At 63.3% G+C, this 21,575-nt stretch carries 19 protein-coding genes and 3 pseudogenes; 19 read left to right on the forward strand and 3 right to left on the reverse strand.

Annotated features, from left to right (window positions below; all coding sequences use genetic code 11):
- Nucleotides 1-5: 5 nt before the first annotated feature.
- Nucleotides 6-1,109 carry a porin gene (locus tag ASF61_RS13535; RefSeq protein ID WP_082491650.1) on the reverse strand — a complete coding sequence of 368 codons (1,104 nt, stop codon included), beginning with the start codon at nt 1,107-1,109 and terminating at the stop codon, nt 6-8.
- Between the two features lie 205 nt (nt 1,110-1,314).
- On the opposite strand from ASF61_RS13535, the gene ASF61_RS13540 reads away from it, so the two are divergent.
- The 15 genes and pseudogenes from ASF61_RS13540 (at nt 1,315) to ASF61_RS13590 (ending at nt 14,769) form a co-directional block, all read left to right on the forward strand.
- Nucleotides 1,315-2,007 carry a response regulator gene (locus ASF61_RS13540; RefSeq protein ID WP_056156681.1) on the forward strand — a complete coding sequence of 231 codons (693 nt, stop codon included), beginning with the start codon at nt 1,315-1,317 and terminating at the stop codon, nt 2,005-2,007.
- A 13-nt stretch (nt 2,008-2,020) separates the two neighbouring features.
- A complete protein-coding gene (locus ASF61_RS13545) occupies nt 2,021-3,532 on the forward strand; it encodes a sensor histidine kinase (RefSeq protein ID WP_056156683.1) in 1,512 nt (503 codons plus the stop codon).
- A gap of 23 nt (nt 3,533-3,555) precedes the next feature.
- Nucleotides 3,556-3,900 (forward strand): ribonuclease E inhibitor RraB, encoded by a 345-nt coding sequence (locus ASF61_RS13550; protein WP_056156685.1) that lies wholly within the window; start codon nt 3,556-3,558, stop codon nt 3,898-3,900.
- A gap of 83 nt (nt 3,901-3,983) precedes the next feature.
- The gene (locus ASF61_RS13555) at nt 3,984-5,408 is read left to right on the forward strand and encodes a HAMP domain-containing sensor histidine kinase (protein WP_082491652.1); all 1,425 of its coding nucleotides are present in this window, start codon (nt 3,984-3,986) and stop codon (nt 5,406-5,408) included.
- A gap of 25 nt (nt 5,409-5,433) precedes the next feature.
- Nucleotides 5,434-6,042, forward strand: a complete 609-nt coding sequence (locus ASF61_RS13560; RefSeq protein WP_056156688.1) for a hypothetical protein — start codon at nt 5,434-5,436, stop codon at nt 6,040-6,042.
- A complete protein-coding gene (locus tag ASF61_RS13565; protein WP_056156690.1) occupies nt 6,039-7,427 on the forward strand; it encodes a sigma 54-interacting transcriptional regulator in 1,389 nt (462 codons plus the stop codon). The genes ASF61_RS13560 and ASF61_RS13565 overlap by 4 nt, the downstream gene beginning before the upstream one ends.
- A 226-nt stretch (nt 7,428-7,653) precedes the next feature.
- Nucleotides 7,654-7,986 (forward strand): BON domain-containing protein, encoded by a 333-nt coding sequence (locus tag ASF61_RS13570; protein WP_056156692.1) that lies wholly within the window; start codon nt 7,654-7,656, stop codon nt 7,984-7,986.
- Nucleotides 7,987-8,261: 275 nt separating this feature from the next.
- Nucleotides 8,262-9,404: pseudogene (locus tag ASF61_RS24115) on the forward strand (type VI secretion system Vgr family protein); the annotation flags it as partial.
- A 408-nt stretch (nt 9,405-9,812) separates the two neighbouring features.
- Nucleotides 9,813-10,051 (forward strand): annotated as a pseudogene (locus ASF61_RS24330) (phage baseplate assembly protein V); the annotation flags it as partial.
- A gap of 1 nt (nt 10,052) precedes the next feature.
- Nucleotides 10,053-11,575, forward strand: a pseudogene (locus ASF61_RS24120) (DUF2345 domain-containing protein); the annotation flags it as partial.
- 1 nt (nt 11,576) lies between these two features.
- Complete coding sequence (locus tag ASF61_RS24335) at nt 11,577-11,705, forward strand: hypothetical protein (RefSeq protein ID WP_255354567.1); 129 nt, start codon at nt 11,577-11,579, stop codon at nt 11,703-11,705.
- 5 nt (nt 11,706-11,710) lie between these two features.
- Nucleotides 11,711-12,472 carry a DUF4123 domain-containing protein gene (locus ASF61_RS13580; protein ID WP_255354574.1) on the forward strand — a complete coding sequence of 254 codons (762 nt, stop codon included), beginning with the start codon at nt 11,711-11,713 and terminating at the stop codon, nt 12,470-12,472.
- A gap of 27 nt (nt 12,473-12,499) precedes the next feature.
- On the forward strand, nt 12,500-13,159 hold the full coding sequence (locus tag ASF61_RS22865; protein ID WP_082491657.1) for a DUF3304 domain-containing protein: 660 nt from the start codon (nt 12,500-12,502) through the stop codon (nt 13,157-13,159).
- Nucleotides 13,160-13,162: 3 nt separating this feature from the next.
- Entirely contained in the window at nt 13,163-14,506 is a 1,344-nt protein-coding gene (locus ASF61_RS13585; protein WP_082491659.1) for a DUF2235 domain-containing protein, read from the forward strand.
- Entirely contained in the window at nt 14,503-14,769 is a 267-nt protein-coding gene (locus ASF61_RS13590; protein ID WP_056156698.1) for a hypothetical protein, read from the forward strand. The genes ASF61_RS13585 and ASF61_RS13590 overlap by 4 nt, the downstream gene beginning before the upstream one ends.
- A gap of 299 nt (nt 14,770-15,068) precedes the next feature.
- On the opposite strand, the gene ASF61_RS13595 is transcribed toward ASF61_RS13590, so the two are convergent.
- Entirely contained in the window at nt 15,069-16,391 is a 1,323-nt protein-coding gene (locus ASF61_RS13595; protein ID WP_056156700.1) for a homoserine dehydrogenase, read from the reverse strand.
- A gap of 96 nt (nt 16,392-16,487) precedes the next feature.
- Nucleotides 16,488-17,720, reverse strand: coding sequence for a pyridoxal phosphate-dependent aminotransferase (locus ASF61_RS13600; RefSeq protein ID WP_056156702.1), 1,233 nt, complete (start codon nt 17,718-17,720; stop codon nt 16,488-16,490).
- A gap of 183 nt (nt 17,721-17,903) precedes the next feature.
- Between ASF61_RS13600 and ASF61_RS13605 the strand changes: the two genes are divergently transcribed.
- The 4 genes from ASF61_RS13605 (at nt 17,904) to ASF61_RS13620 (ending at nt 21,557) form a co-directional block, all read left to right on the forward strand.
- Nucleotides 17,904-18,293: an Mth938-like domain-containing protein gene (locus tag ASF61_RS13605; RefSeq protein ID WP_056156704.1), complete on the forward strand. Its 390-nt coding sequence runs from the start codon at nt 17,904-17,906 to the stop codon at nt 18,291-18,293.
- 100 nt (nt 18,294-18,393) lie between these two features.
- Nucleotides 18,394-18,864, forward strand: coding sequence for a peroxiredoxin (locus tag ASF61_RS13610; RefSeq protein WP_082491661.1), 471 nt, complete (start codon nt 18,394-18,396; stop codon nt 18,862-18,864).
- Between the two features lie 267 nt (nt 18,865-19,131).
- A complete protein-coding gene (locus ASF61_RS13615) occupies nt 19,132-21,048 on the forward strand; it encodes a PhoH family protein (protein ID WP_056156706.1) in 1,917 nt (638 codons plus the stop codon).
- 224 nt (nt 21,049-21,272) lie between these two features.
- The gene (locus ASF61_RS13620) at nt 21,273-21,557 is read left to right on the forward strand and encodes a type II toxin-antitoxin system HicB family antitoxin (protein WP_056156707.1); all 285 of its coding nucleotides are present in this window, start codon (nt 21,273-21,275) and stop codon (nt 21,555-21,557) included.
- Nucleotides 21,558-21,575 lie beyond the last annotated feature (18 nt).

The raw sequence follows: 21,575 nt of genomic DNA on the forward strand, positions 1-21,575 counted from the left end.
AGGTACTAGAAGCGGTGCTGCATGCCGACGGTGAGGCCGCGCTGGGTGCTGGCATAGCCGGCGTCGTCGCGCGAGAGGCCCGTCAGCTGGCCGTTCTTGGCCTTGGCGTAGGCGGCCGAGACATGCAGGTCGGTGCGCTTGGACAGCGCATACCGGTACCGCGCCACGTACATGGTGGGGTCGGCGTCGCGGCCGGCGGCCACGTTCTTGACGTCGATATGGTACACGGCGCCGGTCAGGGTGGTCACTTCGTTGGCCTTGTAGGCCACGCCGCCCCAGGTGGTGGTCGCTTCGACATCGGCCGTCAGCGCGCGGCCGGCACGCAAGTTGTAATCGCGGTGCACGGCCCAGAATTTGAGCGGACCGCTTTCCACCATCGCGCCCACGTGCCACACGGTGTTTTCGTCGCGGTTGCCGGTGGCGGCCACGGTGTTGCCGTTGTTGCGCTCCCAGGTGGCCATGAAGTTGGCGGTGGCCGAACCGAGCGGCAGCTTGTAGGCGCCGGTCACGCCGGTCTTGGCGCTGTCCGCGGTGCTGCCGGCCTGCTCGCCCAGCGCATAATTGGCGCCGAAGCGGAAGTTACCGAACGTGCCCGCGTACTTGATGATGTTGTCGTAGCCGGTGGTAAAACCGTACTTGCTCGGTCCCGTGGCCGGACCGGAGGTGGCCCACGAATAGTATGGTGCAAAGCCCATCGGGTCGTAGGCGATCACGGTGTCGTACACGCTGGTAAATGAGCGGCCGATGATGACGCGGCCGAAGGCGCCGTCCAGGCCCACGTAAGCCTGGCGGCGGAACAGCGCGCCGTCCTGGCCGCCGCTGTCCATCAGGATGCCGCCTTCGAGGTTGAACACGGCTTTCAGGCCGCCGCCCAGGTCTTCGCTGCCGCGAAAGCCCCAGCGCGACGTGTTCATGCCGCCGGAAATGGCCCGGGTCACGCTGCTGCCGTCAGCGGCGGCGTGGTTCAGGCTTTCAACGCCCACGTCGAGCAGGCCGTAGAACTGCACGTTGGACTGGGCGCTGGCAGTGGTGGCCGCGGTGGCAACGGCAGCGCCGAACACGGTGGCCAGCGCGCGCCGGATCGCCGTGCGGGTAGGTGGATATTGCATGGTCTGTCTCCATCGATATAATTATTGGTGATGTCAGTTATATGCATCTGGCAGCCACTATAGGTTTTGCTTCCTTTCAAATAGCTTTCAGTGTTGCAAGATCATCACAACTGACCGCGCATGCGCCGATTCGCGTCCGCCCCTATCTTTTTAATCCGCGCCCGACGATGATGTCGGCCACCCCAGAACATTCATCACCGAGATCATGCGCATACTGCTCGTGGAAGACCACACCGAACTGTCGCACTGGCTGGCCAAGGCCCTGCGCGACGCCAACCTCACCGTCGAATGCGCCGACAACGGCGCCGACGCCGACGCCCTGCTGCACACCCAGGACTATGCGCTGGTGATCCTGGACCTGACCCTGCCGCGCATGGACGGCCTGGACGTGCTCAGGCGCCTGCGCGCGCGACCGGCGCCGCGCGGCCAGACACCGGTGATGATCCTGACTGCGCGCGGCGGGCTCGACGACAAGGTGCAGGGCCTGAACCTGGGCGCCGACGATTACCTGCCCAAGCCGTTCGAACTGGCCGAACTCGAAGCGCGCGTGAAAGCGCTGCTGCGCCGGCGCATCGGCAGCGAGGCGCTGGTGTACAGCTGCGGCGCGCTGGCGTTCGACACCGTCACCCGCCTGTTCAGCTATGGCGGCGCGCCGCTGGCGCTGACGCCGCGCGAACACGCGGTGCTGGAAACCCTGATCACCCGCACCGGCGCTGCCGTCTCCAAGGAAAAGCTGTTCCGCGAAGTGTTCGCGCTGGCCGACGACGCCAACCTCGACGCGATCGAGCTGTACATCCACCGGGTGCGCAAGAAGCTCGACGTGGCCATGCCCGACGCCGCCGTGATCACCACGCTGCGCGGCATCGGCTACCTGCTGCAGCCGAAACCGGCGTCCTGAAACGGCGCCGGCCATGTCCGCTCACGCTACTTCCAGGGCACCGGGCAGCCTGCGCGGCCAGCTGCTGCGCTGGCTGCTGGGCCCCTTGCTGGCCCTGGTCGCCCTGAACACCGTGTTCGTGTACCGCAACGCGCTCGACGCCGCCGACGTGGCTTACGACCGCTCGCTGCTGGCGTCCACGCGGGCGCTGGCCGAGCGCGTGTCCATCGTCGGCGGCAAGCTGGTGGCGGACGTGCCCTATGTGGCGCTCGACAGCTTCGAGACCGACACCATGGGCCGCATCTTTTACAAGGTCACCGGCATCCACGGCGAAACCGTCTCCGGCTATGGCGACCTGCCGCCGGTGCCGGCCAACGTGCCGCGCTCGGAAGCCTACCCGGCGCTGGTGCGCTTCTACCATGCCGACTACAACGGCCAGCCGGTGCGCATTGCGGCCCTGCTGCAGCCGGTGTACGACGACTCGATGCGCGGCATCGCCCTGATCCAGGTCGGCGAAACGCTGGAGGCGCGGCGCACGCTGTCGAACCAGATCCTGTTCGATACGCTGACCTGGCAAGCGTTGCTGCTGCTGGCCGTGGCGCTGCTGGTCTGGTTTGCCGTGCGGCTGGTGCTGCAACCGCTGATGCGCCTGAAAAGCGCGGTCGAAGCGGGATCGATTGCCGACCGCACCGACGTCGACCCGGCGCTGGTCCACAAGGAAGTGCGGCCGCTGGTGGCGGCGATGAACCATTCGCGCGCACGCCTGCAAAGCCTGATCGAAAGCCAGCGCCGCTTCATCGCGGACGCCTCGCACCAGCTGCGCACGCCGCTCACCGTGCTCAAGACCCAGGCCGAACTGGCGCTGCGCGAATGCGACCGCGCCGGCAGCGACCCCGAACAGACGCGCGCTGCGCTGCGCCAGATCGTCCACAGCATGGCCGCCACCACCGACGCCACCGTCAACCTGGCCAACCGCCTGCTGACGCTGGCGCGCATCGAGCACCGCGCCAGCCACGAGGGCGCGGTGCCCGATGCGGCCGCCAACGCGCCGGTCTCGCTGCGCGATATTGCGCGCCAGGTGGGGCTGGAACTGGCCATGGCGGCCGTGGCCAAACAGATCGACATGTCGCTCGACGATGACGGCCCGGGCATGGTCGCTGGCCAGGCCCTGCTGCTGCACGAACTGATCGCCAACCTGGCCGACAATGCGCTGCGCTACACGCCGCCCGGCGGCAGCCTGGCGCTGCGCGTGCACGAGCGTGCGCCATCGGTGGTGCTGGAAGTATCCGACAGCGGTCCCGGCATCGCGCCAGCCGAGCGCGAGCGCGTGTTTGCGCCGTTCTACCGCGCTGCCGCCACGCTCGAGCGCAACCCCGGCGGTGCCGGCCTGGGCCTGGCCATCGTGCACGACATCGCCACCGTCCACGGCGCCACCGTCACGCTGGGCGACGCTGCCGGCGGCGGCTTGCTGGTCACCGTATGCTTCCCCGCAGCGGCAACGGCCAGGCCCGACCACGGGGCCATACAGGGTAAAATGCCGGCTTGAACCGTCAACACCAGGAACCGTACATGATCACCAGACAGGACATGGTCGAGCTTTTCGCCGACATGAAGCAAAACGCGCCGTGGGACAGCGATAAACCCCTGCTGTGGGGCTATTTCTTCTCCGACCAGGACAAGGCCAAACTCGAACGCGCGGCGCCGCTGCTGCAGGCCAGGGGCTACCAGGTGGTCGGCGTATTCGATTCCAAGCCCGATTCGGAGACGCCGGCGCTGTGGTGGCTGCACGTGGAAAAGGTGGAAGAGCACACGGTCGAGACGCTGGACGTGCGCAACCAGGAATTCTACAAGTTTGCCGAAGAACAGCAGATCGAGACCTACGACGGCATGGATGTCGGCCCTGCCCCCAAGTAAGCCACGCACGATGATCAATCAAACAGGCCGGGCCGCCTGTTTCGCCCTATGATGCGGGGTTGACCGCCTTCCGACCGACCACCATGCTTTCGAAACTGTCGTTTCGCCAGCTGCTGCTGGGCGTCTTCCTGTTGATCGCCGTGTTGCTCAGCGCGGCGTCCCTGCATGCGCTGTGGACGCTGGACCGCCTGACCGCCCACAGCCGCGACAGCGGACACCACGCGCTGGCCCTCACCCGCCATACCCAGCAGCTTGCCGAGCGCAGCGTCGCCATGACGCGCGCGGCACGCCAGTTCCTGGTGCTCGACGACTCCGCCTTCCGCGACCGTTATGCCGACGCCTGGCGCGAAGCGCGTCCCGCGCTCGACGCGCTGCAGCAGGGGCTGCCGCGTGCATCGGTCCAGCAGTTCCAGCGCTGGCGCGCAGCAAGCGAACAGGCCTGGGACCTGCTGCAGGATCCGGCCCGCCCGCGCAGCACGGCGCGCCAGGAGGCGCTGGAAAAGGCGCTGGCGCCGCTGCCGGAAGTGGACGACTACCTCGCCGCCGAGGTCAAGCACGAGGTCGAGCGCCGCAACGCCGCCCTGCTCGACGAACTCGATCAGCGGCGCGCGGTGCTCGGCGCGCAGGTGGTGGTCTCGATCATCGTCGGCGCCCTGCTGGCCGGCGGCTTCGGCCTGTGGCTGTCGCGTCCGCTGGCGCAGATCGAGGCCAGCATCGATTTATTGGGCGACAACAAGCTCGATACGCCGATCCAGGTGCGCGGTCCGGCCGACCTGCAACGCGTGGGCCAGCAACTGGACTGGCTGCGCCAGCGCCTGGCCCAGCTCGAGGAAGACAAGGCGCGCTTCATGCGCCATATTTCGCATGAGCTCAAAACGCCGCTGGCGGCGCTGCGCGAAGGCGTGGCCCTGCTCGAAGACGGCGTCGCCGGCGCGCTGACGCCGAACCAGCGCGAGATCGCCGGCATCCTAAACCAGAACACGGTGGCGCTGCAAAGCCAGATCGAGGCGCTGCTGCGCTATAACGAGGCGAGCTTCGACGCCGACCACCTGCGCCGCGCGCCGACCGACATGGCGCTGCTGGTGGCCGGCGTGATCGACAGCCAGCGCCTGCAGTGGCAAGCGGCAGCGCTGACCGTCAGCTGCGAGGGCCAGACCCGGCCGATTACCGTGGACGCTGATAAAATGGCGGTTGCCGTCAGCAACCTGCTGTCGAATGCCGTGCGCTTCAGTCCGCATGGCGGCTTCGTGTATTTTCGTCTCGCCGAACGCGACGGCAAACTGCTGCTCGACTGCAGCGACCAGGGGCCGGGCGTGGCGCCGGACGACGTCGCCCGCATTTTCGAACCGTTTTACCAGGGCCAGCGCCAGCCGGTCGGGGCGCGCCACGGCAATGGCATCGGCCTGTCGATCGTCAACGAATACATTACCGCCCATGGCGGCACGCTGCGCCTGCTGCCGGCGCCGCGCGGCGCGCTGTTCCGCATCGAGCTGCCCTATCCAACCTGACGTCACCGAGAACACTGCCCACACCATGCCCGCTTCCACCGCCTCCGAATTTTCCACCCGCTGCCACGCCCTGCGCTGGCAGCTCCTGCCGTGCCTGCTGCTGAGCGCGGTGCTGGCCGGCTGCGCTACAACGCCGCGCGCGGTGCCGGCCATGTCGGTCACGCCGGTGCCGGCGCCCGAAGTGCTGCCGCCGCTTGACGACATCGGCCCGCTGCTCAATTATCACCAGGCGCTGCGGCGCCTGACCCAGGGCGAGCTGCTCAAGGAACTGAGCGGACTGCTCCAGCAAAAACGCACGCCGCGCGTGACGCTGCAAACCGGCATGGTGCTGATGCTCACCCGTGGCAATGGCGACCTGGCGCGCGCCCAGGGCCTGCTCGATAACGTGGCCAACTCCACCGAGGCCAGCGCTGCGCCGTACAAGGGGCTGGCGCAGCTGCTGGCCAGCTTTTGCGCCGAGAGCCGCCGCCTGACCGAGCACGTGGAGCGGCTCAACACCCAGCTCGCCACCCAGCAAAAAGAGAGCCAGCGCCGCATCGACCAGCTCAACGACATGGTCGAGGGCCTCAAGAATATCGAGCGCACGCTGCCGGCCAGGCCGGCCGCCGGCGCCGGACCGGGGGCGGGCAAATGAGCGCGCCCGGCAACGGCGCCCACGTGCTGGTGGTCGATGACGACGTCGACCTGCTGCGCCTGCTGTCGATGCGGCTGACTGCGAACGGTTACCGCGTCACGGGCGTGGGCAGCGCCGAGGCAGCGCTGGCGCAGCTGTCGATCGAACTGCCGCGCCTGGTCATCAGCGACATCCGCCTGCCCGAGCGCGACGGCATGTCGCTGTTCCAGGAAATCCGTCACGCCTACCCGGCGCTGCCGGTGATCCTGCTGACCGCCCACGGCACCATCCCGGACGCGGTCGAGGCGACCACGCTGGGCGCCTACGCCTACCTGACCAAGCCGTTTGACGCCAAGGTGCTGCTCGAACGGATCGCCCAGGCGCTGAGCGTGTCGGCGCCGGCCGCCGGTCCGGCCGAGCACGACAATGCCTGGCGCGCAGCGCTGATCAGCCGCAGCCAGTGCATGGACGAGCTGCTGGCCGAAGCGCGCCTGGTGGCCGCCTCCGACGCCAGCATCCTGATCCGCGGCGAAAGCGGCACCGGCAAGGAATTGCTGGCCAATGCCATCCACCGCGCCAGCCGCCGCGCCAAGGCGCCGTTCATTGCCGTCAATTGCGGCGCGATTCCCGAAGCGCTGCTTGAATCGGAACTGTTCGGCCACGTGAAAGGCGCTTACACGGGCGCTACCGGCAGCCGCGACGGCCTGGTGCAGGCGGCCGACGGCGGCACCTTGTTCCTCGACGAGATCGGCGACATGCCGTTGTTACTGCAGGTAAAGCTGCTGCGCGTGCTGCAGGAGCGCGTGGTGCGCCAGCTCGGTTCGGACGTGGGACGCCCGGTCGATGTGCGCATCCTGTCCGCTACCCACCGCGACCTGGATGCGGCCATGGCCGAAGGTCAATTCCGCGAAGACCTGTATTACCGTCTCAACGTGATCACCCTCACCCTGCCGCCGCTGGCGCAGCGGCGCGAAGACATCACGCCGATGGCCACCCAGTTCCTGCACAGCCTGGCCGCCAAGTATGGCAAGACCGTGCACGGCTTCGCGCCGGACGCGCTCGAGGCCTTGACCACGGCGTCGTGGCCCGGCAATGTGCGCCAGCTCTATAACGTGGTCGAACACGTATGCGCGCTGGCAACCTCGCCGCTGATCCCGCTGTCGCTGGTGCAACGCGCGCTGCGCGTGCCGTCGCTCGAAGTGCTCAGCTACACGGAAGCCAAGCAGCGTTTCGAGCGCAACTACCTGGTCCAGCTGCTCAAACTCACCGATGGCAACGTCGCGGACGCCGCCCGCCTGGCCGAACGCAACCGCACCGAGTTTTATCGTTTGCTGCAGAAATACGACCTCGACGCCGCCACCTTCCGCGCCGGCGCAAGCCTTGTCGCTCCCGAGCGACAAGATTAAATCCTTACAAATCAGCCACTTGGGAAATGGCGACAGTTAGCTGTCGCCATTTCCCGACAAAATCCCCTGCTTTTCGCGCGCCAGCGGGCCCGCACCGGCGTCGGCCACCAAGTACGTTCTGCAAGTCATTGATTTTCAATATGTTTGTTGACCTGGCACGCCCTTTGCTAAGAGTTGGGTAACGTCACAGACGTCTTATCCTCAAACTCGATAAAGGAAGCACATCATGATGACTAACAAACTGCTTGCACGCCTGATGGTCGCCGCCACGCTGACCGCCGCTGCCGCAACCGGTACCGCTTTCGCAGCGGGTCAACAGGAAGCCGCCATGGCAGGCGCCGCCAAGTCCGGCACCGCTGCCACCGATGAAGCCATCACCAGCAAGATCAAGTCTTCGCTGGCCGAACATAAGGAAGTCGGCGTCACCACCACCGACGGTGTCGTCGTGCTGAGCGGCGCAGTGCCGAGCACCGAAGTCGGCACCAAAGCCATCCAGACCGCCTCGGCCGTGCCGGGCGTGAAGGAAGTGAAAAGCGAATTGACGGTGGCCACCAAGTAAGCGCCCCGCCGATGCAACCGAACACCGGGGAGAGCCATCTCCCCGCGTAACCACCCTGTAACACTGACGCAGTACCCTGTGTTTTTCCGTATCCTGTAGTAACACTGCTGGACCCTTTGCAACACCTTTGTAACACCTTAGTAACTGACCCTTTTCCGGATAGCGTGCGTAGCGCTGTCCGGTTTTTTTTTGCCCGGGTCTTGCGCCATGTCATCCACGGCAAGCCACCGGCTGAGAAAGTATTGCAGATACGAAATCTCACCGAAGGCACTGTCATGACGCAGTTGGTCGAACAGGTAAAGGCGACACTAGCGCCATGGGCCAGCGATACCAGACTCCATGCCCTCCGACTTGACCACGCCGACGCCGCATTCCTGGTCGAAGCGTTCGCGGCCGACGACGGCGTGCAGGCACTCGGCCAGCGCGACCTGATCCTGCTTTCGACCGACGCCAGCCTGCAGCTCGCGCCATTGCTCGGCAAACAGGCAGCGCTCGAGACGACCCTGGCCGATGGCAGCCGCGCCCGCTTCAGCGGCCTGGTCACGCAAGCGGCCATGCTGGGCAGCTTCGGCGGCCTGGCGCGCTACCGGCTGCGCCTGCAACCATGGTTGTGGCGCCTGGGCCAGGTCCGCAACAGCCGCGTGTGGCAAGACAAGACCGTGATCGAGATCGTGGAATCCGTGTTCCAGGGCCACGTACCGCTGGCGCAGTGGCGCTGGAGCGATGAAGTCGCCGCCTGCATGGCCGATGCCGGCGCCCGCAGCTACTGCTGCCAGTACCGCGAATCGGACCTCGATTTCGTCACCCGCCTGCTCACCGAAGAGGGGCTGGCCTGGCGCTTCGAGGAAGCGGACGGCGGCCAGTGCCTGGTACTGTTTGCCGACAGCAGCAACCCCAGCGCCACGATCGAGGACGTCAGCAGCGCTGCCGGCGCCGGCATCCGTTTTCACGGCGCCCGCTCAGCCGAAGCGTCCGACACCATCACCGCGCTGCGCCCGGCGCAGTCTGCGCGCCGGCCTCACCACCGTGCTCAGTTACGACTACAAGGCCAAGAAGGCAGTCGCTGCCAGCGTGCCGACCCGGGGCGCGGTCGGCGGCGAACGCGCGCCGCAGATTGAAAGCTACGACACGCCGGGCCAGTATTTTTTTGCCGACAGCGCGCAAGCCCAGCGCTACGCGCTGCTGCAGATGGARGCGCAGGAAGCGCGCCGCGCCCTGTGGTCCGGCCGCTCGACCGTGCGCACGCTGCGCGCCGGCACCCGGTTTACCATGACCCAGGGACCGCTGGCAGCGGACGACGATGGGCAATACGTGGTGCTGCGCGTGGTCAGCGTCGGCGTCAACAACCTGCCCAGGCCCGCGCAGCAAGGCCTGGCCGAGCTGTTCGGCCCGATCCCGGAACTGCTCGACGAAACCATNCGCGTGGTCAGCGTCGGCGTCAACAACCTGCCCAGGCCCGCGCAGCAAGGCCTGGCCGAGCTGTTCGGCCCGATCCCGGAACTGCTCGACGAAACCATGCCCSATCGACCGGAGCAGTTCGACGCCGTGATCGCCAAGGCCGGCGAGAGCGGCTACGCCAACCATTTCGAGGCGATTGCMGCMGCCACGCCATGGCGCCCGGCCAACGACGACAGCGGCTTGCGCCACCATCCGAARCCGACCGCCCACGGCAGCCAGAGCGCGATCGTGGTCGGCGCCGATGGCAGCACCRRTGCRGCCGGCGCCGATGAAATCTACTGCGACAGGCTGGGCCGCGTGCGCATCGTGTTCCACTGGCAGCAGGACAGCAATGCCGGCTGCTGGGTGCGCGTGGCGCAGCGCGCGGNGCCGGCGCCGATGAAATCTACTGCGACAGGCTGGGCCGCGTGCGCATCGTGTTCCACTGGCAGCAGGACAGCAATGCCGGCTGCTGGGTGCGCGTGGCGCAGCGCGCGGCCGGCGGCGGCATGGGCAGCCAGTTCCTGCCGCGYATCGGCCAGGAAGTGCTGGTGCAGTTTTTGGAAAACGATATCGACCGCCCCGTCATCGTCGGCGCGCTGTACAACGGCCAGGGCGAAGGCGGCCANGCCGCGCATCGGCCAGGAAGTGCTGGTGCAGTTTTTGGAAAACGATATCGACCGCCCCGTCATCGTCGGCGCGCTGTACAACGGCCAGGGCGAAGGCGGCCASCYRYCGACACCGGGCGGCAAGACCGCGAGCGACAGCGATGCCGCCGTATTCCAGTCCGCGCACGACCACGGCATCTCCGGCCAGGGCAACCTGGCCGGCGGTAACAGCCCGCTGTGGCACGGCGCTGCTGCCGACACGGCCGGCCACCGCAACAGCGCCGCSCAATGGGGYATCCGCAGCAAGGAATTCGGCGGCAGCGGTTACAACCAGCTGCTGTTCGACGACACCGACAACCAGGGCCGCATCCATTTAAAGAGCAGCCATGCCGCCAGCGAACTGACGCTCGGTCACCTGATCCACGCGGCAGATAATTATCGCGGCAGCCTGCGCGGCACCGGCGCCGAACTGCGCACCGACGGCTACGGCGCCGTGCGCGCCGGCGCCGGTTTGCTGGTGTCGAGCTACAAGTTCACGCACGGCGCCGACAGTCGCGAGCCGGCCGGCGACAATACCGCCGGCATGGCGCTGCTGAAACAGGCCGCAACATTGGGCGAGACCTTCAGCGGCGCCGCCAAGACCCATCAAACGGTGGCCTATGCCAGCCACCTGGGCGCGGCCAAGGCCGACACCAGCCGCCTCGACGACAAGTCAGCCCCGCTCAAGGCGCTGCTGACGGCGGCGTCCGGCATGCTGAGCAGCCGCCTCGACGACAAGTCAGCCCCGCTCAAGGCGCTGCTGACGGCGGCGTCCGGCATGCTGAGCCAGGAAAGCGTGGACACCGCCAGGGCCGAGGCGCCCGACAAACCAATCGCGCCGGCCGACGACAAGCTGCCGCACACGAACGACGCCATCATCGCGATCGTCGCCAAGGCGGGACTGGGCGTGCTGGCCGGCGAACAGCTGCAGCTGGCCAATGGCGAGACGGTCACGCTGATGAGCGGCCAGGACAGCCAGTTCGCCACCGGCGGCCAGATGCGCGTGCACAGCGGCCAGGCCATCGGTGTGCTCGCTGGCGCGGTAAAAGCAGGGGGCGCCAATGTCGGCTTGCAGATGATTGCGGCCAAGGATGCGATCGAACTCCAGGCGCAAGCGGACGTGATGCACATCCAGGCGCGCGACGAAGTCAATGTCGTCAGCGCCAACGCGCATATCGACTGGGCAGCCGCGAAGAGCATCAGTTTATCGACGGCCGGGGGCGCGGCGCGACGAAGTCAATGTCGTCAGCGCCAACGCGCATATCGACTGGGCAGCCGCGAAGAGCATCAGTTTATCGACGGCCGGGGGCGCGAACATCACGATCAGCGGCGGGAGTATCACGGTGCAGTGCCCGGGCAAAATCACCATTCACGCCGGGAAAAAGTATTTCGACGGTCCCGGTCGCTCTGTCTACCCTATGCCGGTAATGCCTCGCAGCATATGCAGGGAGTGTCTGCTCAAAGCGGCATCGAGTGGCTCGCCTTTTGCCGCCAGAGGAGCATAAGTTGAAACCCAAAGATTTCATTCCTGCAGACGATGCCCTTCCCTTGTTGAAATCGCTCGAACAGCTGAAGGGCGACGCGATCGGTGCGGCGCTTTACAGCTTGATTGACGGCGCGAAATTTCGGGACTAGCAAAGATCACATTACCAGCCGACGGCAGCGTCGCGCGCTATCCGCTATTGGGGGAATCTGCTCAGCACGACGCCGTCGATGTCGGCCCAATGTTAATCAGACATGAACGACGTGAGTATTGCCCACTACTCATCAAATTACTCAATACTGGCGGAAGCGGCCGTTTTCTATCGCTGATTTTGTCACCGGCTCCCCTGCCCTGCCTGCTCGATCAACTGAGATGGTTGACCGAGGTGGAACATGACGACGGCACCGAGTGGATCATGCGCTATTATGATCCGGTCATTTTCCCCCACTGGCTGGAGATACTCGACCTCGGACAACGTGAAGTCGTCATCAACGGAATCTCCGCCTGGCTGTACATGGACGCTCGCGGGATGCCGCAAACAATACGCGGTGACCCAACGACGACACCAGCGAGCATCGACAGCAGACCCATGCTGCTGACCCAACACCAATGCAACCAGTTAATGCACAAGACCTTGCCTTACATGGTCATGCATCAACTGGAGAGCGATGATGGACAGGCGCTCAGGGCAATACCGCAATGTCAGCGCTACGATTTTTTCTCGACGCAGCTTGCGAAAGCGCATTCTTATGGATTATTGGCGCCAACGGATCTGAAAACCTATTGTATGTTGGCACTGATGGTTGGTGCCGATTTCGACAGCCTGCCACTGGCTGCGAGTGCCCTGCTGGCCAGACGGCAGATTACATTCAGCCAGCAGGTTTTAAAATGGACCCCTGAACAGTGGGCGACCTTGTAGCAAACAGTGCTTCTTAAGGCAAGCAAGATGAAATTTATAATCATTGCATTCTTTTATGTTATCGCTTTATCGGCTTGCAATTCAAAGGCAAAGGAGGAGCGCCTGATAAAAAAAATGAATGAAAAAACTTTCACGGCAATCTCATACAACTATACAAAATATGACCTATATGGCATTGCTTTTAAAGACGTGTCTTTACCATTCAATATTGATGAAGCACCCAGTGGAGGATCAGTTTTCTTTCATAACTCGAGCAAAATGAATTTGGATAGTGGACAGACAATCTACTTCGGTGAAGGATGTTGTTTTATCTGGGACCTTCCCGTTGACAAACCAATACGGGTTCGAGTGGTATGGAATGTGGTTTACGATACGTTTTATTATGACGGAAAATCCAGTCTTTACTACGACGAGCGGACGTCAAAAGAAAGTGCTCCGGGAACGCGCTGGTGCCAAGCCATCGTAGATATCCAACCATCAACAGAGTCTATCCGTCCCACGACCGTATTCCTTCATTTTCTACCGGATGGTTCGGTGCAAGCACGACTTGGAAAATCTCAGCTTGATGCGGTACTGAATTCTGAGCAGGTAAAGTTGCATTCCAATCCCCTCCCGCCACACCAATTTTGCAAGCAAGAGATTGAAAACCCATTTTACGGCATCCCGCGCAGACCACATATGGAATAGAACATGACGCAGCCAACCGTACGCAGAATTAGCGATCTCAGTCTTCACGACAAGGCAGCGAGAAATATTTACCGCAGCTTTTTGAAACGTAAGGTGAAGACCGCTGAAGATGGAGGCATGTGCAGGAGGCCAGTCTGGATTAGTTGCTTCTTTGACGGAACCGGCAATAATTACGATTATGATGGAAAAGGTAAGCGGTCGAGCGAAAAATATAGCAATATTGCTAAACTGGCGAAATTTGCGCACAATGCATTTGATGTGGAGCAACGGACATACGCAATCTACGCTCCCGGGGTCGGCACACCGTTTCGCGAGATAGGAGATACAGGAACCGGCATCGATAAAGTGCGAGGCACCGCAACTGGAGCGAAGGGGCAGGCCCGTATCTCGTGGATGCTAGAGAAATTAAAGTCTCGCGTCGACGATCACATGCCGCACGTGAACCAGATAAACGTCGCAGTATTTGGCTTTAGCAGAGGAGCGGCCCAGGCAAGGGCTTTTGTGAGACAACTCGCAGAACAATATTGCTCCAAGCACGAAGATGAACTTATCTGGACCAAGAGCTGGGCCGTCATCCAGCCAAAACTGGTCATTTATTTTCTCGGAATTTTTGATACGGTGGCATCGATAGGGTTCGGCGGAAGCCGCTTCGAATCAAATTTAAAATATTGTGTCGGGCCATTGTGGGGCGGCGTGATGTATTTGCTGGATAATGCAGGGCATTCAGATTGGGCCAACGACCTCAGCATCCCTTCCTACGTCCAGTTTTGCGAGCATTACGTGGCAGCACACGAAGTCCGAGAGAAATTTCCTGGCGATTCTATTCGATCCGACCAATTGCTTCCCTCAAATTGCCGGGAAATTTTTTATCCGGGCAGCCACTCGGACATCGGTGGCGGATACGATGACATGGATCAGGAGACTCGGTCCAACGAACTGTCGCGCATACCGTTATGCAATATGTACCTGTCGGCCTACGCAGCAGGTGTTCCGTTCAGGTCACCGCAAGAAATACTTGACCAGTATGGCGACATGTTTGACATCTCGACAGAACTGGAAAAATGCTTCGATGCCTATATGAGGCATATCACTCCAAGCGACCGCTTGGAAACACAGGTTATCAGTCACCTCAATGCTTATTACCACTGGCGCTGCGGGCGTACCGAGCGCCAACGGCATGCGCGCAAGGAGCGTGAAGCGCTTATCGCCCGCGGTGAGTCTGGCATGTCTTCCGCACCGGACCAATACATGACCCGCACTGACGGGGAGTGGGAGAAGGACGTACAGCGCATAGCGAAAAAAAAACCGGTCTTTTCCGCAGTGCTACCAATGCCATTGAGGATGTGATCTTCGATGCCTGGAAAGGCACTTTGCGTAAGTCGATGGCAACCTCGGAGCGGGAAGCTTTCGACCATTTTTTTGATCGCTACGTCCACGACTCCGTGGCAGGGTTCAAGAGTCAGCTCTCCGAGGCGGGCCTCAGCTTCGTCGAAGCCAGCCGCTGGACCAGGAATCGTCAATATTTTCTGGGCAAACGCGACCAGACATTTCTTTATTGGCGTTACGAAGGAAGAAGCTCAGCATCCCTAGACCCCGGCAAGCAAACCTGACAGCGCCCGTACAAGACGCTGCGGAGCGGTCTGAAGGCGCCTGAGTCCCACGGCGTCCCGGATCAGGCCAAATACTTGGATGCACGACGTTCGAGGTCGCCAGCGCCAGCCGCCACTGCGCAATAGCAGCGCCTGGCCCCATTCGCTGTCCCGCTGGTCAGTCGGCGGCGGCAGCGGCGTTGCATTCCACTCTTCGCGAACCGATCACCTCCCGGACGGTCGCCGATGGCGAAACGCCACGATCGTATTGCGCCGCTGCCGATGTTGTCCATGCGACACCCCGGCGCCAGCACAACGCCTCAGCTCAGGTTTTCCAGCCGAATCTTGGTCACACTGCCATGCACCGTGGTCAGCGCTTCCATCTTGGCGATCGCGGCCGTTACGTTCTTTTCCTGGGTCTGGTGCGTGAGGAAAATGATGTCGGTGCGGGTTTCGCCTTCGGCCGGTTCCTTCTGCATCATGGCGTCGATCGAGATCGTGGCGTCGGCCAGGATGCGGGTCAGGTCGGCCAGTACGCCGGGCTGGTCTTCCACGTTCATGCGCAGGTAGTAGCTGGTGGTCACTTCCGACATCGGCAGGATTTCGATGTTGGTCATGGCGTTGGGCTGGAAGGCCAGGTGCGGCACGCGGTGCTCGGGATCGGCCGTGGCCAGGCGGGTGATGTCGACCAGGTCGGCGATGACGGCCGAGGCGGTCGGCTCGGCGCCGGCGCCCTTGCCCGAGTACAGCGTGGCGCCGACCGCGTCGCCTTGCACCAGCACGGCGTTCATCGCTCCTTCCACGTTGGCGATCAGGCGTTTATTGGGAATCAGCGTCGGGTGCACGCGCAACTCCACGCCTTCCTTGCCGCCGACGGTGGCGCGCTTGGCGATGCCGAGCAGCTTGATGCGGTAGCCCAGTTGTTCGGCGTAACGGATATCGACCGCGTTCAGTTGTGAAATCCCTTCCACGTGGGCCTTGTCGAACTGTACCGGGATGCCGAAGGCGATGGCCGACATGATGGTGGCCTTGTGGGCGGCGTCCACGCCCTCGATGTCGAAGGTCGGATCGGCTTCGGCATAGCCGAGCTCCTGCGCCTGCTTGAGCACGGTAGCAAAGTCGAGACCCTTGTCGCGCATCTCGGACAGGATGAAATTGGTGGTGCCGTTGATGATGCCGGCCAGCCAGTCGATGCGGTTGGCGGTCAGGCCTTCGCGCAGCGCCTTGATGATCGGGATGCCGCCCGCCACGGCCGCCTCGAACGCGACCATCACGCCCTTCGCTTGCGCGGCGGCGAAGATCTCGTTGCCGTGCACGGCCAGCAGCGCCTTGTTGGCGGTGACCACGTGCTTGCCGTTGGCAATCGCCTGCAGCACCAGGGCCTTGGCCTGGTCGTAGCCACCGATCAGTTCGACGACGATATCGATGTGCGGATCGTTGACGATCTCGAACGGGTCGGCCACGACCTTGACCTTGCCGCCGGTGCGCTCCCTGGCGCGCTCGAGATTGCGGGCCGAGACCGCCACCACTTCGATCGCGCGGCCGGCGCGGCGGCGGATCTCTTCCTGATTGCGTTCGAGCACATTGAACGTACCGGAGCCGACATTGCCGACGCCTAACAAGCCTACTTTGATCGGTTTCATATAAATCGTTTCTTCTGATTGAGTGAAGTTCGCCCCCTGTCCGTGGCATGGCGCACAGTACCGCTGCGGCGCCGCCCCGGACCTGCCGAGACGATCTTAGACAGTGGCGCCGTGCCGCTTGCGGTAGCTCTCCATGAACCTGGCCATGCGACCGAACGCTTCCGTCATGTCGTCCGCATTAGGCAGGAACACGACGCGGAAGTGATCGGGGGCGATCCAGTTGAAACCCGAGCCCTGCACGATCAGCACCTTGGTTTCGGCCAGCAGCTCGTAGGCGAACTGCTGGTCGTCGGCAATCGGGTACATGGCCGGGTCGAGTCGCGGGAACATGTACAGCGCCGCCTTCGGCTTGACGCAGGTAACGCCCGGAATCGCGGTTAGCAGCTTGTGGGCCAGATCGCGCTGTTTCAGCAGGCGCCCGCCCGGCCCCACCAGGTCCTGGATCGACTGGTAGCCGCCGAGCGCAGTCTGGATCGCAAACTGTCCCGGTGCGTTGGCGCACAGGCGCATCGAGGCCAGCATGTTGAGGCCCTCGATATAGTCCCTGGCGTGCGATTTTTCACCCGACACCACCATCCAGCCGGCGCGGTAGCCGCAGGCGCGGTAATTCTTCGACAGGCCGTTGAAGGTCACGAACAGCACGTCGTCGGCCAGCGAGGCGATCGAGACGTGCTCGGCGCCGTCATACAGCACCTTGTCGTAGATTTCGTCGGCATAGATGATCAGCTGGTGCTGGCGCGCCAGTTCGATGATTTCCAGCAGCAGCGACACCGGGTACAAGGCGCCGGTCGGGTTGTTCGGGTTGATGACCACGATGGCGCGCGTGTTGGGCGTGATCTTGCTGCGCATGTCGGCAATGTCCGGGTACCATTCCTGCTGCTCGTCGCACACGTAGTGCACGGGCTTGCCGCCGGAGAGGCTGACCGCAGCGGTCCACAGCGGATAATCGGGCGCCGGCACCAGCACTTCGTCGCCATTGTTGAGCAGCGCGTTCATCGACATCACGATCAGCTCGGATGCGCCATTGCCGAGGTAGATGTCGTCGATGGTGACGCCGGCGATCTTTTTGCCTTGCGTGTAGTGCATCACCGCCTTGCGCGGCGCGAACATGCCCTTGGAATCGGTGTAGCCGGCCGCATTGGACAGGTTGCTTTTCATGTCCTGCACGATCTCGTCGGGCGGGTCGAAGCCGAACACGGCCAGGTTGCCGATGTTGAGCTTGACGATCTTGTGACCTTCCTCCTCCATCTGGCGCGCTTTTTCCGGCACCGGGCCGCGGATCTCGTAGCAGACTTCCGCCAGTTTGTTCGATTTTTGAATCGGTCGCAAAATAAAATCCTGTTCAGATGAGGCAAAAACGCTGCGGACTGCCAAAATGGCCGTGCCGCATTGCTGCAATGCGAAAATAACGATTGTGCCGAAAGCATCCCATTTAATCAACCTTTGAGGGGTGTCAAGGCCCCGAAAAACGGTAGAATGACAGTCTTGCGCAGCATTCTTGCAGACATCACCATGAAGCTTCATCAAAGCGATACCCAAAAGTACCAAACCGTCACCGGCTACGACCAGACCGGCGTGGAAATCAACGCCCAGCGCTACAACCACAGCCTGGTGGTGCTGCCCGAGGTGGCGCCGCGCCCGCTCGATGCGCCCAGCTTCGCCTCCCTGACCGCCGAGCACTTCGACCAGATCGGCGCGCACGAGCCCGACGTGGTCATCCTGGGCACCGGCGCGCGCCAGCGCTTCATCCACCCGCGCCTGACGGCTGCGCTGACGCTGCGCCGCATCGGCGTCGAATGCATGGACAGCCAGGCCGCCTGCCGCACCTATAACATCCTGATGGGCGAAGGCCGCAAGGTGGCGCTGGCGCTGATCATCGACGCGGCCGAAGCGGCTGCCTGACACCCTTGCAGACGCGCCGGCCGGCCCCATATCAACTTCCCTTGCGCCGCCGGCAGCGCCGCGCTGCCCCCAGCTTTTTACCCAGATAAACCTCAGGAGAATGTCCTTGGCTGACCGCCCATCCCCCGTGACCGATTTTTCCGCCGCCATGACGGGCGGGCAGACTTTCCAGCTGTCGGGCCGCCCGGCGCGTTACACGGTGCTGTTCTTCTATCCCAAGGACAACACGCCCGGCTGTACCACCGAGAATATCGCGTTCCGCGACCTGCACGAACAGTTCCAGGCGGCCGGCGCCGAGATCTATGGTGTCAGCCGCGATTCGCTGCGCTCGCACGAGAGCTTCAAATCCAAGCTGGGCCTGCCTTTCGAGCTGATCTCCGATCCCGAGGAAACGCTGTGCGAACAGTTCGGTGTCATGAAGATGAAGCAAATGTATGGCAAGACCGTACGCGGCATCGAGCGCAGTACGTTTGTGATTGACGCTGGCGGCCAATTGGTGAAAGAATGGCGTGGCGTGAAGGTTGCTGGTCACGTTGATGAAGTGCTGGAATTCGTCGCGCGTCAGGCCTGATGGTTCAGTCGCGCAGCGGAGCCGCTTAACCGTTGTCGTACCATCCACCGATCTTGAGTCTACACTGTCAACCAACCACCTCTCACTGGTGGCCCCCCGGCCACCGCGCAGTCCTACCACCGGGCCAGATGTATGCCCATCGGCAGTCTTGTTACCTGTCTTACCCAGCATCCACCCCATCCGGTCCCAACGTTTGCCGCGTCAGCGCGGGCAAGCGCGCTGCGCCTATGGGCGGATTCCTCCAGATATTTTTCGATTGAGATCCTGATGCCACTGCCAAAATTACCAAGCAAGCCGGCAACCATATTGCCGACCAAAGAATACCCCCAAGCCACTGCCCAGCGCCCAGTGTCCGCCATCGCGGCAGCCGCGGCGGCGGTCGTGGAAGTCGAACCCGTTCCTGCTGCAGCGCCGAAGAAAGCGGCGCCTGTGATCCAAGCCGCTCCCGCGCCGGCAGTTGCCGCAGCGCCCGTTGCCAAGGCGCCGGCCAAAACCGGCAAGTCGAAAGCGGTCGCCGCCGTGCTCAAGGCTGCACCGGCCGTGCTGAAAGCGGCTGCCGAGGCAGCGCCGGCAGCCACCCCGGCGCCGGTCGCCAAGCTGGCCCCGGTGACCGCGCCAGATACGCCGGCAGCGCCAGCCAAGCCAGCCGCCAAGACCAAGGCTGCGCCGTCGCGCGCCAAGGTCACGCCGATCACGGCCGAAGCGCCGCGTCCGGCCAAGCCCAGGCCCGGCGATGCCGGCATCAAGTCGTCCACCAGCCGCAACGCGGACCAGGCCGGCACCAGCAAGCTGTTCGTGCTCGACACCAATGTGCTGATGCACGATCCGACGTCGCTGTTCCGCTTCGAGGAACACGATGTGTACCTGCCGATGATGACGCTCGAAGAGCTCGACAACCACAAGAAGGGCATGACCGAAGTGGCGCGCAACGCCCGCCAGGTCTCGCGCACGCTCGACGCGCTGGTGTCGAACACCGACGACGACGCCATCGAGCTGGGCATTCCATTGTCCAAGCTCGGCAACAAGGACGCCAAGGGCCGCCTGTACTTCCAGACCCGCATGCAGAACGCCGACCTGCCGCTCGGTCTGCCGGTCGGCAAGGCCGACAACCAGATCCTGGCCGTGGTGCGTTCGCTCGAAGCTGACCAGCCCGGCCGCGCCATCGTGCTGGTGTCGAAAGACATTAACATGCGCATCAAGGCGCGCGCGCTGGGGCTGCCGGCCGAAGATTACTTCAACGACCACGTGCTGGAGGACACCGACCTGCTGTACTCGGGCATCGTGCAGCTGCCGAACGATTTCTGGAACAAGCACGGCAAGGAACTCGAGTCGTGGCAGGAGAACAAGAACGGCCAGAGCGCCACGTTCTACCGCGTGACCGGCCCGTTCGTGCCGTCGTTGCTGGTCAACCAGTTCGTGTTCCTGGAGCCGCAAAATGGCGAGGCGCCGTTCTACGGCCAGGTCAAGCAGCTCAACGGCAAGACTGCCGTGCTGCAGACGCTGCGCGACTTCAGCCACAACAAGAACAATGTGTGGGGCGTGACCGCGCGCAACCGCGAGCAGAACTTCGCCCTGAACCTGCTGATGAATCCGGAGTGCGACTTCGTCACCCTGCTGGGCCAGGCCGGTACCGGCAAGACCCTGCTGGCGCTGGCTGCCGGCCTGGCGCAAGTGCTGGAAACCAAGCTCTACAACGAAATCATCGTCACCCGCGTGACGGTGCCGGTCGGTGAAGACATCGGTTTCCTGCCCGGCACCGAGGAAGAAAAGATGTCGCCGTGGATGGGCGCCTTCGACGACAACCTCGAAGTGCTCAACAAGTCCGATTCGGACGGCGGCGAATGGGGTCGCGCAGCCACGCAGGACCTGATCCGTTCGCGCATCAAGATCAAGTCGCTCAACTTCATGCGCGGCCGCACCTTCGTCAACAAGTTCCTGATCATCGACGAAGCGCAGAACCTGACGCCCAAGCAGATGAAGACGCTGGTCACGCGCGCCGGTCCCGGCACCAAGATCCTGTGCCTGGGCAACATTGCCCAGATCGACACGCCTTACCTGACCGAAGGTTCGAGCGGCCTGACCTACGTGGTCGACCGCTTCAAGGGCTGGTCGCACAGCGGTCACGTAACGCTGGCACGCGGCGAACGCTCGCGCCTGGCCGACCACGCCAGCGACGTGCTGTAACGCAGTCGCCTGCCCCCGAAGGCCCCGCCGGCAGCACTGCCGGCGGGGCTTTTTTTTATCTCACCATCCCTCAACGGCAATTACTACGGGAAATTTTTGTTACTTCTTAAAAATTCCCTTCTCAACGCCATGACGAAAATGCTTGAAACGCGGCCGTAGCTGTACGACACTGAGACCTCCAGGCTGCTGGTACTTCCGAATTTGCACCCGCCCGAGGTGACACGATGGACATTCCAATTCTGATCCAAAAGCACGGCGGCAGCAGGTATGGCGTGACCGTGCCCGATATTCCCGGCTGCACCACCAGCGGCGAAACCGTGGACCGCGCCCTCAGCAACGCCACCAGGGCCATCTACAACCACGTCGGCCAGCTGGTGGAACGGGGCAAGGCGTTCGAGCTCAAAGCGTCGCAAGTCGAATACCTGGCGCGCGAACCCGATTACGCCGACGGCATCTGGGCCCTGGTCAGCCTCGACCTGGCCCGGCTCGACGATCCGCCCCTGGGCTGATCGCCACCGGGCGCTTGA

Source organism: Duganella sp. Leaf126 (assembly GCF_001423125.1).
Classification (GTDB): domain Bacteria; phylum Pseudomonadota; class Gammaproteobacteria; order Burkholderiales; family Burkholderiaceae_D; genus Rugamonas.